The organism is Lentzea sp. NPDC005914, assembly GCF_040629405.1.
In the GTDB taxonomy this organism is placed as follows: domain Bacteria; phylum Actinomycetota; class Actinomycetes; order Mycobacteriales; family Pseudonocardiaceae; genus Lentzea.
This window is the reverse complement of record NZ_JBEXVQ010000026.1, coordinates 84,447-98,309: the sequence shown is the minus strand read 5'-3', so window position 1 is coordinate 98,309 and position 13,863 is coordinate 84,447. Positions and strand designations below refer to the sequence as shown.

Annotated in this window: 9 protein-coding genes; 7 read left to right on the top strand and 2 right to left on the bottom strand. The window is 68.0% G+C overall.

Features of this window, described 5'->3' with window-relative positions; genetic code table 11:
• Positions 1 to 10: 10 nt before the first annotated feature.
• A complete protein-coding gene (locus ABZ345_RS31600; RefSeq protein ID WP_359856709.1) occupies positions 11 to 859 on the top strand; it encodes an XRE family transcriptional regulator in 849 nt (282 codons plus the stop codon).
• Positions 860 to 925: 66 nt separating this feature from the next.
• Here the strand turns inward: ABZ345_RS31600 and ABZ345_RS31595 are convergent, their stop codons facing one another.
• Positions 926 to 1,786, bottom strand: coding sequence for a hypothetical protein (locus tag ABZ345_RS31595; protein ID WP_359856706.1), 861 nt, complete (start codon positions 1,784 to 1,786; stop codon positions 926 to 928).
• Between the two features lie 294 nt (positions 1,787 to 2,080).
• Between ABZ345_RS31595 and ABZ345_RS31590 the strand changes: the two genes are divergently transcribed.
• The 6 genes from ABZ345_RS31590 to ABZ345_RS31565 all read left to right on the top strand — a co-directional run bounded on the left by ABZ345_RS31590 (position 2,081) and on the right by ABZ345_RS31565 (position 12,793).
• Positions 2,081 to 3,373, top strand: a complete 1,293-nt coding sequence (locus ABZ345_RS31590) for a prolyl oligopeptidase family serine peptidase (protein ID WP_359856704.1) — start codon at positions 2,081 to 2,083, stop codon at positions 3,371 to 3,373.
• A 316-nt stretch (positions 3,374 to 3,689) separates the two neighbouring features.
• Entirely contained in the window at positions 3,690 to 7,259 is a 3,570-nt protein-coding gene (locus tag ABZ345_RS31585; protein WP_359856701.1) for a discoidin domain-containing protein, read from the top strand.
• Positions 7,260 to 7,284: 25 nt separating this feature from the next.
• Entirely contained in the window at positions 7,285 to 10,614 is a 3,330-nt protein-coding gene (locus ABZ345_RS31580) for a CARDB domain-containing protein (protein ID WP_359856698.1), read from the top strand.
• Between the two features lie 54 nt (positions 10,615 to 10,668).
• Positions 10,669 to 11,520 carry a universal stress protein gene (locus ABZ345_RS31575; RefSeq protein ID WP_359856695.1) on the top strand — a complete coding sequence of 284 codons (852 nt, stop codon included), beginning with the start codon at positions 10,669 to 10,671 and terminating at the stop codon, positions 11,518 to 11,520.
• Between the two features lie 6 nt (positions 11,521 to 11,526).
• Positions 11,527 to 11,931, top strand: a complete 405-nt coding sequence (locus ABZ345_RS31570; RefSeq protein WP_359856692.1) for a hypothetical protein — start codon at positions 11,527 to 11,529, stop codon at positions 11,929 to 11,931.
• Positions 11,932 to 11,965: 34 nt separating this feature from the next.
• A complete protein-coding gene (locus tag ABZ345_RS31565; protein ID WP_359856690.1) occupies positions 11,966 to 12,793 on the top strand; it encodes a hydrolase in 828 nt (275 codons plus the stop codon).
• Here ABZ345_RS31565 and ABZ345_RS31560 read toward each other — a convergent pair.
• Positions 12,790 to 13,725, bottom strand: a complete 936-nt coding sequence (locus ABZ345_RS31560) for an alpha/beta hydrolase (RefSeq protein ID WP_359856687.1) — start codon at positions 13,723 to 13,725, stop codon at positions 12,790 to 12,792. The genes ABZ345_RS31565 and ABZ345_RS31560 overlap by 4 nt on opposite strands.
• Positions 13,726 to 13,863 lie beyond the last annotated feature (138 nt).

Sequence of the window (13,863 nt, the reverse complement as noted above, 5' to 3'; positions counted from 1 at the left end):
CGTGACGCGCGTGGACGAGTTCGCGGAAGCGCTCCGGTCGGCGATCACCAATCGTGGTCTCGGCCTGGAGCGACTCCGCGAACACCTCTCCCAGCACGGCGTGTCCGTGTCCCTGGCGACGCTGAGCTACTGGCAGACCGGTCGCAGCAAGCCCGAGCGCAAGAAGTCGCTGCAGGCCGTAGTCCACTTGGAACACATCCTGCAGGTGCCGCCGGGGCACCTCTACGAGCTTCTCGGGCCGCCCCGGCCGCGTGGCCGGTGGCTGCGCAAGGCCCCGGCGCCGATGTCCGCGTTCTGGTCGGAGCCGTCCCAGGTCGAGCACGCGCTCGACGACATGGAGACGCGGTGGGACGACCAGCTGATCCGGGTCAGCCAGCAGGACTTCGTGACCATCGGGGCGGACCGCACCGAGCGGTCGTTCCGTTCCCGCCAGGTGCTGTCGGCGTCGATGAACGGGCCCGACCGGTGGGTCGTGATCATGCACGTCGACGAGCGCGACCGGCCGTTGCCCGAGGTGCGGGCGTTGAAGAACTGCCAGATCGGGCGGTTGGTCGCGGACGAGACGCAGGGGTTCGTGGTGGCGGAGCTGCTGTTCGACAAGGTGCTGCGCAAGGGCGAGAGCATCGTGATCGAACACGAGCTGGTCAACGCCGCGCCGTGTCCACTTGCGACGAGCTACGAGCGCAAGTTCCGCCTGCCGGCACGGGAGTACGTGCTGGAAGTGACGTTCGAGGGGTCGCCGCCGAATTCTGTCGTGCAGCTCTCCGACAACTCCGCCGTGGATCCGGGCCGGACCTTGCTGGACGTGGCTTTGGACGTTCAGCCGGGTGTCCGGGGATTTCGGTGGGACTGGGCCTGAGACACGACTGAGGACGGGTGTTCCCCCGCGCCTTTCAGGGAACACCCGTCCACAGTGGATCGGTGATCAGCCGATCTTCTCGATCTTCGCCTTGCGGATCAGGAACTTGCCGGGCTCGCGGACCTGTTCGAAGGCCGCGTTGTTGAGCAGCACGCAGCTACCGGACACCGACGCCACCTTCACGGTGGTGGACTTGTTGTTGTCCAGGTTGGTGACCTTCAGCGTGGTGCCGATCGGGAACTCGCCACTCGACGCGGCGGGAGCGCCGCCCTCGCCGGAGAGCGTCACGGTAGAACCGTTGCAGACCTGCTGGCCGGACGCGCCGCCACCGTTGTTGTTGCCCTGGTTCGCATCGGGCTTCGGGGCGGGCTGGGCCGTGGCCTGGCCCTGGTTACCAGCGTTGTTGCCTTGGTTGTTGTTGCCCTGATTGGCGTTGCCCGCGCCGCCGTCACCCTTGCAGCCGGCCGCCTTGCGCCGCTGCTGGATGAGGTCGACCACGGCCTGCCGGTTCGCGATGCGGGCCTCGGACTGCGAGTCCGGGCTGGCCTTCTGCCCCGCGATGAAGTTCAGGTTGTTCTGCAACGCCTTGTCGAGCCCGCCGCAGTCCTCGCCGGACGTGGCGGCCTCGCCCTTCGCGGGCTGTTGCGCCTGGACCTTGTTGCCACAGCCGGCCGCCTTGCGCCGCTGGTTGATGAGGTTGACGACCGCCTGCCGGTTGGCGATGCGAGCCTCCGACTGAGCGTCGGGGTTCGCCTGCTGACCGGCGATGAAGTTCAGGTTGTTCTGCAGGGCGGTGTCCAGTCCGCCGCAGTCCTCAGCCGCGTTCGAGTCGGTGCCGCTGAAGGCGAAGATGCCACCGGCGACAGCAGCGACCGCGAGCATGGCGCCCGCGCCGATCATGGCGGGCTTGCGGTGTCGAGCGCCCATTCGATTCTCCTCGGGGTGTTCATCGGTGTTGTACCGGTGACTACGGGAAGGTCACGGACGGGGTTCAAATCGGACTAGACCACGTTGCTTTTAAATGCCTTTAAGGTTTTGCCGGCGAGGTGATCTTGCTGGTCAGAGCCGGTTTTCGTGTCCTGGCACGGAGTTGGGACTCGTGGTTCGTGAATGGACCAAGCGAGCGAATACCAGTGCGCTCGGTGGTCTGTTGGGCGGCTCAGCGGTTCGACGGCATTCGACGCAGCGGCGACTTGGGCGTTCGACAGCCGGGGCGGCAGAATGACACGCACCAAGACAGGGGGCCTCGGGGTGCGGGATCTGACCGACGAGATGGTGGTCGACCACTGCCCGCCTGCCGCGGACACAGCCCCGCCCAGGGATGTGCACGTCCCCGGACGGCACGTCGCCGAAGTCGCCAGGCATCCCGACGGACGGCTCGCGGTGATCACCTGGTCGTCGCCGGAGATCGACCCCGGCCTGCTCCACCCCGCGCTGCACGTGATCCGCGACGGCGAGATCACCGATCTGGGCCCGACCCCGGCCGACGCCGGGAAACCCGTGTGGTGGAACGACGAGGTCTGCTACCTCGCGCTGACACCGCCGCACCTGCAGGGCGGCAACGCCGTCTTCGACCAGCACCACCGCAACCTCACCGAAGGCCTGCCAGGCTGCCCCACAGACCTGATCCAGGACGACGGCCACGCACCGATCATGGTCGTCGCGACCGGGCTCGACACCGAGTTCCACCGCCTCGGCCACGGACTCCTCGGCCGCATCACGGGCGCGCACCGGCCGCGAGGCGGTCACGCCGACCAGCTCGGCGACGTCGAGTGGGGCGTCCAGGAACGCCTCCGCTACCGAGCCAGGGACGGACTCGACCTCGACGGCCTCCTGGTGCTGCCACCGAACAAGACCCGGCGCGACGGGCCGTTCCCGCTCATCACCCTGATCCACGGCGGCCCGTACGACCGCTGGTCCGACGACTTCCAGCTGCACTGGGTGCCGTCCGCGCAATGGTTCGCGCACCAGGGCTTCGCGAGCTTCCTGCCCAACCCCAGAGGAAGCCTGGGCAGGGGCCACGAGTTCGCGGCGGCCGTCGCCGGACGCGTCGGCCAGGAGGAGTGGCACGACGTCGAAACCGGGATCGACCTCCTCGTCGAGCAGGGAGTGGCCGACCCGGACAGGCTCGGCATCTCGGGCTGGAGCCACGGCGGATTCATGGCCGCGTGGGCGACGACCCGGACCGACAGGTTCAAGGCCGCACTGGTCGGCGCGGGCATCTCCGACTGGCCGAAGCTGATCGAGAAGGGCGAGTGGGGCACATTCGAGGCGGCGCTGGGCGACAGCCCTGAGCACAGCCCGCTCACCTACGCGGACCGCATCCGCACGCCACTGTTGATCGTGCACGGCGCCGAGGACACCAACGTTCCGCTGGAGCAAGCCGAACTGCTGCACCGAGCCGTGCGGCACTCCGAACTCGTCGTCTATCCCGGCGAGGGCCACTCGCTCAAGGCGCGTGAGCACAGGCTGGATCTGCTGAACCGAGCCAGAAGGTTGTTCGCGACGCTCTGAGGTTTGCGCAAGCCTTGCGCAAACGCTGCAACACGAAGGCAAGCCGTCGCAAGCGAGCCGATCGACAGAGAATCAATTTATCGGGGACGTTCGGGAACGAACCTCCTGCACCGGCAGATGAGCCGCCGCTGGTGATCGCCTTGCCGCGCCCACGACGGGGTTCAGGTACCGGAACTGAGGCAGGTCTTTCCTGTTCAGAGGGCTCTGTCGCAAATTTGCGCAATCACGTCGACATATTGCGGTAATCTGCTAGGCACTTCTACGGTGAGGCGCACCACACCCCCTCGCGTCCCCACCGAGAAGGGCCAAGCACGCCATGTCAACGACGACACGCGTCCGCTCCCTGCTAGCCCCGTTAGCCGCTTTGACGCTCACGGCAGCAACGCTCGTCATCGCCCCTGCCGCGCAAGCCGTGGGAGCCCTCGACCCGACGCTCCTGGCAACCACCTACAGCGCCAGCAGCACCAACCAGACCTACGGGCCGGGCAACGCCGGCGACGGCGACCAGTCGACCTACTGGGAGAGCGCGAACAACGCGTTCCCGCAATGGATCCAGGCGGACCTGGGCTCGGCGGTCAAGGCCGACCGGGTGGTCCTCAAGCTCCCCGCGGCGAACTGGGGCACCCGCACCCAGACCCTGTCGGTCCAGACCAGCACGGACGGCACCACCTTCACGGATCTGGTGGCGTCCAAGGGGTACGAGTTCAACCCCAGCGCCGCCAACACCGTCACCATCGGCTTCACCGCGGCCACCACGCGGTACGTCAGGCTGCGGATCACCGCGAACACCGGCTGGCCCGCCGGTCAGCTCAGCGAGTTCGAGGTCCACGGCCCCACCAGCGGTGACACCACGGCACCCAGCGCACCGGGCAATCTCGCCTTCACCCAGCCGCAGTCCGGCCAGATCCGCCTGACCTGGAACGCGAGCACGGACAACGTCGGCGTGACCGGCTACGACGTCTACGCCAACGGCAGCCTTCGCACCACGCTCACCGGCACCACGTACACGGACACCCAGCCCGACGGCCTCCGCGTGACCTATCACGTGATCGCCAGGGACGCGGCGGGCAACCAGTCCCCCGCCAGCAACTCCGTGACGCGGGAAGGCGCGACCGGCGAGAACCTCGCGCAGGGCAAGCCCGTCACCGCGTCCGGCTACGTGCACACGTTCGTCCCGGCCAACGCCAATGATGGAAACGTCCAGACCTACTGGGAGTCCAACGGCCTTCCCGGCACGCTGACCGTCCAACTGGGATCGAACGCGGACCTGAGCTCGATCGCGCTCAAGCTCAACCCCGACCCGGTCTGGGGCGCCCGCACGCAGAACGTCGAGGTGCTCGGCCGCGAGCAGAGCGCCACCGGCTTCACGAGCCTCGTTGCGGGCCGCGACTACCGCTGGGACCCGGCGAGCGGCAACAGCGTCACGATCAACGTCAGCGCCCGCGTCGCCGACGTGCAGTTGCGGTTCACGTCCAACACCGGCGCGCCCGGCGCCCAGGTGGCGGAGATCCAGGTGTTCGGCACCCCTGCCCCGAACCCCGACCTCACCGTCACCGCCACGTCGTTCACTCCGGCCGGCCCCGTCGAAACCGACCAGATCACGCTGAACGCCACCGTCCGCAACGCCGGGTCAGCCGCGTCCGGTGCCACCGACGTGACGTTCTTCCTGGGCACCACCGCCGTGGGCACCGCCCAGGTCGGCGCGTTGCAAGCGGGCGCGCAGGCGAACGTGAGCACCACGATCGCGGCCCGTCCGGAAGGCTCGTACCAGTACACCGCGAAGGTCGACGAGACCAAGAAGGTCGCGGAGCAGAACGAGACCAACAACTCCCGCCTGCACCCGGACCCGCTCGTCGTCACGCCCGTGCCGAGCTCCGACCTCGTCGCGGTACCGGCCTGGTCACCGAGCAACCCGAGCAGTGGTCAGAACACCACGTTCACCGTCGCGATCAAGAACCAGGGCACGATCAACAGTGCCGCGGGCGCTCACGGCATCACGCTCACGATCCTGAGCAACGGCCAGACCGTCCGCACGTTCCCCGCGAGCCACAGCGGCACGATCAACGCCGGCGCCACGACCGCACCGGTCAGCCTCGGCACCTGGGCCGCGGCGGACGGCCGGTACACGATCCGCACCACGATCGCGAACGACGGCAACGAGATCCCGGCCAAGCAGGGCAACAACACCAGCGAGCAGTCGCTGTTCATCGGCCGTGGTGCCAGCGTTCCGTGGCAGCACGTCGAGGCCGAGGACGCGGTCACCGGCGGTGGCGCGCAGGTCCTCGGTCCGAACAGGACGATCGGCGACCTGGCGGGTGAGGCGTCCGGCCGCAGGGCCGTCACGCTGAACAGCACCGGCCAGTCGGTCGAGTTCACGACGTCTGGCCCCACGAACACGCTGGTCACCCGCTTCTCCATCCCGGACAACTCGGGTGGCGGTGGCATCACCTCGAACCTCAACGTCTACGTCAACGGCCAGTTCCACAAGGCCATCGACCTGACGTCGAAGTACATGTGGCTCTACGGCAACGAAGCCGAGCCGGGCAACTCTCCCGGAGCGGGCGGGCCGCGCCACATCTACGACGAGGCGAACGTGACGCTCGGCTCGACGTTCCCGGCGGGCACGAAGATCAAGCTGCAGAAGGACGCGGCCAACACCACGAACTACGCGATCGACTTCGTGAACTTCGAGGACGTCCGCGCCGCCGGGAACCCCGACGCCGCACGCTATGCCGTACCCGCCGGGTTCACCCACCAGGACGTGCAGAACGCGCTCGACCGCGTCCGCATGGACACCACCGGCACCCTGATCGGCGTCTACCTGCCCGCGGGCACCTACCAGACCAGCCAGAAGTTCACCGTCTACGGCAAGGCGATCCGCGTGATCGGCGCGGGACCGTGGTTCACCAGGTTCCAGGCACCGACCGGCCAGGAGAACACCGACATCGGCTTCGACGCGCAGTCGTCCGCGAGCGGCTCGACGTTCAGCGGGTTCGCGGTGTTCGGCAACTACACCGCGCGCATCAACGGGCCGGGCAAGGTGTTCAACTTCGCCGACGTGCAGAACATGACCATCGAGAACATCTGGGTCGAGCACATGATGTGCCTGTTCTGGGGCAACAACGTCGACAACAACGTCATCAAGGACAGCCGCATCCGCAACATGTACGCGGACGGCCTCAACATGACCAACGGGTCGGCGGGCAACAGGGTCTCCAACATCGAGGCCCGGTCGACCGGTGACGACGCGTTCGCGCTGTTCGCCGCCACCGACTCCGGCGGAGCCGGCCAGCAGAACAACACCTTCGAGAACCTGAGCGTGCTGACTCCGTGGCGCGCGGCGGGTCTCGCGGTCTACGGCGGCAAGAACAACGTGTTCCGCAACATCTACGTGGCGGACACGCTCACCTACTCCGCCGTGACGATCAGCTCGCTCGACTTCGGTTACCCGATGGAGGACTTCGGGCCGGAGCCGACGACGTTCAGCGGCCTCACCCTGGTCCGTTCCGGCGGCCATTTCTGGGGCGCGCAGACGTTCGGCGCGATCTGGATGTTCTCGGCTTCCAAGAAGTACACCGGGATCCGGGTGAGCGACGTCGAGATCATCGACCCGACGTACAGCGGAATCATGTTCCAGACCAAGTACAACGGTGCGGCCGAGAACATCTTCCAGGACACCGTCCTGTCCAACGTCAGCATCTCGGGTGCGCGCAAGAGCGGTGACCAGTTCGACGCCAAGTCCGGCTTCGGCCTGTGGGCCAACGAGATGCCCGAACCCAACCAGGGCCCTGCCGTCGGTGAAGTGACGATCAACGGCATTCGGTTCAGCAACAACTTCCAGGACATCAGGAACACCACGACCACCTTCAAGATCAATATCAGTTGATTTCCCTGCCGTGAAGGACAATTCCATGAAATCCACGCTCATGAAGCGTGCGGTGAGTGCTGCACTCGTCACCGCACTGACACTCTTCGGACTGACACCAACGGCAGGAGCAGCAGTCGTAAGGCTCTCCGCCAACCTGACCGCGTCGAGCACCAACGGCCCGTACGGCGCCGGAAACGCCGACGACGGCAACCAGGGCAGCTACTGGGAGAGCACCAACAACGTGTTCCCGCAGTGGATCCAGGCCGACCTGGGCACCGCGAAGAACGTCAGCAAGGTCGTGCTGCGGCTGCCCTCGAACTGGGAACAGCGCACGCAAACGCTTGCTGTGCAAGGAAGCTCGAACGGCTCGCAGTTCAGCGACATCTCCGGGTCCGGCAGCAGGGTGTTCTCGCCGGCGTCGAACAACACCGTGACGCTGGACTTCGCGGCGACGTCCGTGCGGTACGTCCGCGTGACGATCACCGCGAACACCGCCTGGCCCGCTGGCCAGCTGAGCGAGTTCGAGGTGCACGGCGAGTCCGGCCCGGTCGACCCGCCGCCGACCGGCGACAACCTGGCTCAGGGCAAGCCCGTCGAGGAATCGGGTCACGTGCACGACTTCGCGGCCGCGAACGCCGTGGACGGCAACACCGGCACGTACTGGGAGTCCAACGGCTTCCCCGGTCACCTGACCGCGAAGCTGGGCTCGAACGCGGACGTCACCTCGGTCGTCGTGAAGCTCAACCCGGACGGCGTCTGGGGTGCGCGCACGCAGAACTTCGAGGTGCTGGGCCGCGAGTCGAGCGCCACGGCGTTCGCGACCCTGAAGGCACGGGCGGACTACCGGTTCGACCCCGCGAGCGGCAACAGCGTCACGATCCCGGTGAGCGGCCGGGTGGCGGACGTCAGGCTGCACTTCTACTCGAACACCGGCGCGCCCGGTGGCCAGGTCGCCGAGTTCCAGGTGTTCGGTGCGGCCGCACCGGCTCCCGACCTGACCGTCACGAACCTGACGTGGACGCCCGCCAGCCCGAGTGAGGCGGACGCGATCAGGCTGACCGCGACCGTGCGCAACGGCGGCACCGTGGCGTCCGGCGCGACCACGCTCAACGTCACCCTCGGAGGCAGTTCAGCGGGTACCGCCCAGGTCGGCGGGCTCGCCCCTGGAGCCACGGCCACCGTCAACGTCGACGCGGGCCGTCGGGGCGCCGGGTCCTACGCGGCCGCGGCCGCGGTGGACCCGGCCAACCAGGTCCCGGAGACCAACGAGGGCAACAACACCTTCACCTCCGGCTCTCCCCTGGTCGTCGGCCAGGCGCCCGGACCGGACCTGCAGATCACCGGCATCACGCCGAACCCGTCGTCACCGGCGGCCGGTCAGCAGGTGACGTTCGCGGTGTCGGTCAACAACCGCGGCACGTCAGCCGCAGGTGCATCGGTGACGCGCGTGGTCGTCGGTGGCAGCACGTTGAACGCCAACACTTTCGCTATCAACGCCGGTCAGACCGTCACGGTCAACGTCGGCACCTGGACCGCCACCAACGGCGGTGCCACGGCCACCGCGACCGCCGACGCCACCGGCCAGGTCGCCGAAACCAACGAGAACAACAACGCCGCGGCTCAGTCCATTGTGGTCGGACGCGGCGCTTCGGTTCCGTTCACCAGCTACGAGGCCGAAAGCGGCCGCTACCAGGGCCAGCTGCTGGAGGCGGACGCGAAGCGCACGTTCGGGCACACCAACTTCGGCAGCGAGTCCAGTGGCCGCAAGTCGGTGCGGCTCGACGCGCAGGGCCAGTTCGTGGAGATCACCTCGACCGTCAGCACGAACTCGATCGTCGTGCGCAACTCGATCCCGGACGCCGCAGCCGGCGGTGGCCAGGAAGCGACGATCAGCCTGTACGCCAACGACCAGTTCGTGCAGAAGCTGAACCTCTCGTCGCGGCACAGCTGGCTGTACGGCAGCACCGACGACCCCGAGGGCCTCACGAACCGGCCGGGTGGCGACGCTCGCAGGTTGTTCGACGAGTCCTCGACGTTGCTGGCGAACAGCTACCCGGCCGGCACGAAGTTCAAGCTGCAGCGCGACTCCGGTGACAACGCGCAGTTCTACGTCATCGACCTGATCGACCTGGAGCAGGTCGCTCCGGCCGCGCAGAAGCCCGCCGAGTGCGTGTCGATCACGCAGTACGGGGCTGTCGCGAACGACCAGACGGACGACGCGGATGCCATCCAGCGCGCGGTGACCGCCGATCAGAACGGCGAGATCCCGTGCGTCTGGATCCCGGAAGGCAGGTTCCGCCAGGAGAAGAAGATCCTGACCCTGTTCAACTCCGGTCAGTACAACCAGGTCGGCATCCGCAACGTCACGATCCGCGGCGCCGGCATGTGGCACTCGCAGCTGTTCTCGCTGACGCAGCCGCAGGACGCGGGCACGATCAACCACCCGCACGAGGGCAACTTCGGGTTCGACATCGACGACAACACGCAGATCTCCGACATCGCGATCTTCGGTTCCGGCCGGATCCGCGGCGGTGACGGCAACGCGGAGGGCGGCGTCGGCCTCAACGGCCGGTTCGGCAAGAACACGAAGATCACCAACGTGTGGATCGAGCACGCCAACGTCGGCGTGTGGGTCGGCCGCGACTACACGAACCTGCCCGACCGCTGGAACCCCGGCGACGGCCTGCAGTTCAGCGGCATGCGAATCCGCGACACCTACGCCGACGGCATCAACTTCACCAACGGCACGCGCAACTCCACGGTGTTCAACTCGTCGTTCCGCACCACGGGCGACGACGCGCTGGCGGTGTGGGCGTCGAAGTACGTGAAGGACCAGAACGTCGACGTGGGCAGTGGCAACGCGTTCCTCAACAACACGATCGCGTTGCCGTGGCGTGCCAACGGAATCGCGATTTACGGAGGTTCCAACAACCGCGCGGAGAACAACATCATCTCCGACACCGCGAACTACCCGGGCATCATGCTGGCGACCGACCACGACCCGCTGCCGTTCGGCGGCACGACGACGCTCGCCAACAACGCCCTGTACCGCACCGGTGGCGCGTTCTGGGGTGAGGCGCAGGAGTTCGGCGCCATCACGCTGTTCTCGCAGAACCTCGCCATCCCCGGGGTGGTCATCCGGGACACCGAGATCTACGACTCCACCTACGACGGCATCCAGTTCAAGGGTGGTGGCAGCGGCATGCCGGACGTGCGGATCACCAACGTGCGCATCGACAAGTCCAACAACGGCTCGGGCATCCTCGCGATGGCCCAGGCCCGCGGCTCGGCGCACCTGACGAACGTCACGATCACCAACTCGCGTGACGGCGACATCCTGATCGAGCCAGGTTCGCAGTTCATCATCAACTAGATCGCATTTAGAACCACCTCCAGCTGGGTATGCCCTGGTTGGAGGTGGTTTCTCATGTCCACGGTCGTGGTGGGTTTCGACGGCTCCGACCTCGCGCGGCGAGCCGTTCTCTGGGGCGCCGAGGAAGCTTCACGGTGTGGTGCGGCTCTGCAGGTCGTGCACGCGGTCCGCGCTCCGATGCCCGAGCCCGTCTTCACGCCGACGTCCGCCCCGATCCCGGAGTTCGTCACCGAGGAGACGCTGGCGCGCGCCGCCGAGGACCACCTCGCCGAGCTGTCCGCCGAGATCAGGCAGGGCTGGCCGGACCTCCCGGTCTCGACCCGCGTCGGCCTCGGCCGCGCGGTCGACGTGCTCGCCGCCGAGGAAGGCTCGTTGCTGGTTCTCGGGTCCTCCGGCCGCACGGGGATCGCCGAGATGTTCCTCGGTTCCACCGCCTCCGAACTGGTGTCGATCGGTGGCCGCCCCGTCGTCGTGACGCGCTCCGGCCCCTTGGACGGCCAGGTGGTCGTGGGTATCGACGGCTCCGAGACTTCCACCGACGCGATCGAGTTCGCCTTCGCGTTCGCCTCCCGCCACGGCCGCGAGCTCCTGGCCGTCTACGCGTGGAACGACGTCGGCTGGGCCGAACTGCCCGAGCAGGACTTCGACCACATCCGCAGGGACCTCGCCAAGCTCCTCGACGAACAGCTCGCCCCGCACCGCTCCCGTCACCCCTCGGTGCACGTCGCCCAGGAGGTCGCGTTCGACGCCCCGGCCCGCGCGTTGCTCCAGGCGGCCGACGGCGCTGCCCTCATCGTGGTCGGAAGCCACGGCCGCGGCGCGGTGAAGCGTGCAATTCTGGGCTCGGTCAGCCACGCTGTGCTCCACCACGCGCCGTGCCCGGTCGCCGTGGTCCACCGGAGGTGACGCGAGATGCGCGGGTTAGCGGCCGTGCTGTTCTGCCTGATGCTGGCGTCCTGCGCCGGCCAGCAGGCACCGCCCCAGGCGCCCGCGTCGAGCTCTCCGGCGTCCGACACGTCCACGCCGAGCATTCCGGCACCGCTGCCACCCTCGTCCGCGCCGCTCACCACGACGCCGACGCGGGCGCCGCAGCCGGGTGCGATGACGGTGCGCGGCACGGTGGCCGGGGGCGTCGAGGCCGGCTGCCTGACGCTGAACACCGGCACCGCCCAGTACCTGCTGCTCGGCGCCGACCCCGCGATCGCGGTGGCCGGCGCCGAGATCGAGGTGACCGGGCGGGCCGAGCCCGGGGCGATGACCACCTGTCAGCAGGGCACGCCGTTCCGGGTCGAGGAGACGGTGCGGATCAACCCTTGACCTCGATCGCGCTGGAGGTTGAAGACTCCCGATCATGACGATCTGGATCTGCGGAACCTGCGGCGTGGAGCACCCCGACAGCGCTCAGCCGCCGGCCGCCGACTGTGCGATCTGCGTGGACGAACGGCAGTGGGTGCCCGCGTCCGGTCAGGTGTGGACGACGCTGGACGAGCTTGCTTCCGAGGACCACGTGCTGGAGCACGTGGAGCTGGAACCGGGTCTGCACCAGCTGCACCGGACGCCGGAGTTCTCCATCGGTCAGCGCACGCACCTGGTGCAGACCGATCAGGGCAACCTGCTGTGGGACCCGCCCAACTACGTCGACCAGCAACTGGTCGACAAGATCGTCGAACTGGGCGGGGCCGCCGTGATCGTCGCGAGCCACCCGCACATGTACGGCTCGCAGGTGAGTCTCAGCCACCGGCTCGGCAACGTCCCGGTCCTGGTGCACTCGGCCGACCGGCAGTGGGTGCAGCGCGAAGACCCGGTGATCCGGGAGTGGTCCGGTGTTCTCGAGGTGCTGCCCGGCGTCACGCTCGTCGAAGCCGGTGGGCACTTCCCCGGTGCCGCGGTCGCGCACGTCGCCTTCGGAGCCGGTGGGAAGGGCACGCTGCTCGTCGGGGACACCATGGTTCCGGTGCCGGACACCGGGTGGGTGACGTTCATGCGCAGTTACCCCAACCGGATTCCGTTGTCCGCGGGGCTGGTGCGGCGGATCGTGGAGCGGCTGGAGCCTTATCCGTTCGACCGGATCTACTCACTGCTGGACGGCGCGGTGCTCGTCGATGCCAAGAACGCGGTGCGCCGCTCCGCCGACCGGTACATCGCCTGGGTCAGCGGAGCGAACGATCACCTCGGCTAGGCCTGGAGCGCGGTGCGCAGGAACCCCGCGGCCTGGGTGATCGCGGCCTCGGCGGCGTGCGTGCCGCGCAACGCGTTCAGCATCACGAAGTCGTGGATCACGCTCGCGTACCGGACGGCGGTGACGGGCACGCCGGCCTCGCGCAGCTTGTCCGCGTAGGCCTCGCCCTCGTCGCGCAGCACGTCGGCCTCGGCGGTGATCACCAGCGCCTGCGGCAGGCCTTCCAGCTGTTCGGTGGTCGCGCGCAACGGCGAGGCGGTGATCTCGGCGCGCTCCTGCGGGTTCGTCGTGTACTGGTCCCAGAACCACTGCATGCCGTCGCGGCGCAGGAAGTAGCCCTCGGCGAACTGCAGGTACGAGTCGGTGTCGAAGGACGCGTCGGTCACCGGGTAGAAGAGCACCTGGGCCTTCAGCGAGACGTCGCCGCGTTCCTTGGCCTGCAACGTCAACGCCGCGGCCATGTTGCCGCCGACCGAGTCACCGGCCACCGCGATCCGCGACGCGTCGAGACCGTACGACGCGCCCTCGGAGACGATCCACCGCGCGGTGGCGTAGTTCTGGTCGATCGCGACCGGGTAGCGAGCCTCGGGCGAGAGCGAGTAGTCGGGGAAGACGACGGACGCGCCGGCGCCGACGGCCAGTTCGCGGACCAGGCGATCGTGGGTGTGGGCGTTGCCGAAGACCCAGCCCGCGCCGTGGATGTAGAGGATGACGGGGAGCTCACCGGTCGCACCGGCCGGCTTGACCACGCGGACCTTGAAGCCGTCGAGCTCGACCCATTGCTCGTCGATCTCGGGCTTGTCGATCGCACTCGACTGGACCTCGTCGACGGCCTTGCGGCCCTCTTCCGGGGCGATCTCGAACAGGAACGGCGGCTGGGCGGTGGCGGCGGCGAACTCGGCGGCGGCGGGCTCGAGGACTGGACGCTTCATGACTTCCTCCTGGCGTTCCGGGGTGGACACCAAGAAACCTAGTGCGCGATTAAATCGTGTACAACGTAATGACAGCCTCACCGCCATCGGGAATAGAACTCGGCCCCCGCCGAACCGACGGGGGCCGAGTCAGGTGGC

Bases quoted from the DNA above. Each gene is read 5' to 3' on its own strand.
- ABZ345_RS31580 (WP_359856698.1), top strand. From the start codon at position 7,285: ATGAAATCCACGCTCATGAAGCGTGCGGTGAGTGCTGCACTCGTCACC.
- ABZ345_RS31595 (WP_359856706.1), bottom strand. From the start codon at position 1,786: ATGGGCGCTCGACACCGCAAGCCCGCCATGATCGGCGCGGGCGCCATG.
- ABZ345_RS31570 (WP_359856692.1), top strand. From the start codon at position 11,527: ATGCGCGGGTTAGCGGCCGTGCTGTTCTGCCTGATGCTGGCGTCCTGC.
- ABZ345_RS31590 (WP_359856704.1), top strand. From the start codon at position 2,081: ATGACACGCACCAAGACAGGGGGCCTCGGGGTGCGGGATCTGACCGAC.
- ABZ345_RS31560 (WP_359856687.1), bottom strand. From the start codon at position 13,725: ATGAAGCGTCCAGTCCTCGAGCCCGCCGCCGCCGAGTTCGCCGCCGCC.
- ABZ345_RS31565 (WP_359856690.1), top strand. From the start codon at position 11,966: ATGACGATCTGGATCTGCGGAACCTGCGGCGTGGAGCACCCCGACAGC.
- ABZ345_RS31575 (WP_359856695.1), top strand. From the start codon at position 10,669: ATGTCCACGGTCGTGGTGGGTTTCGACGGCTCCGACCTCGCGCGGCGA.
- ABZ345_RS31585 (WP_359856701.1), top strand. From the start codon at position 3,690: ATGTCAACGACGACACGCGTCCGCTCCCTGCTAGCCCCGTTAGCCGCT.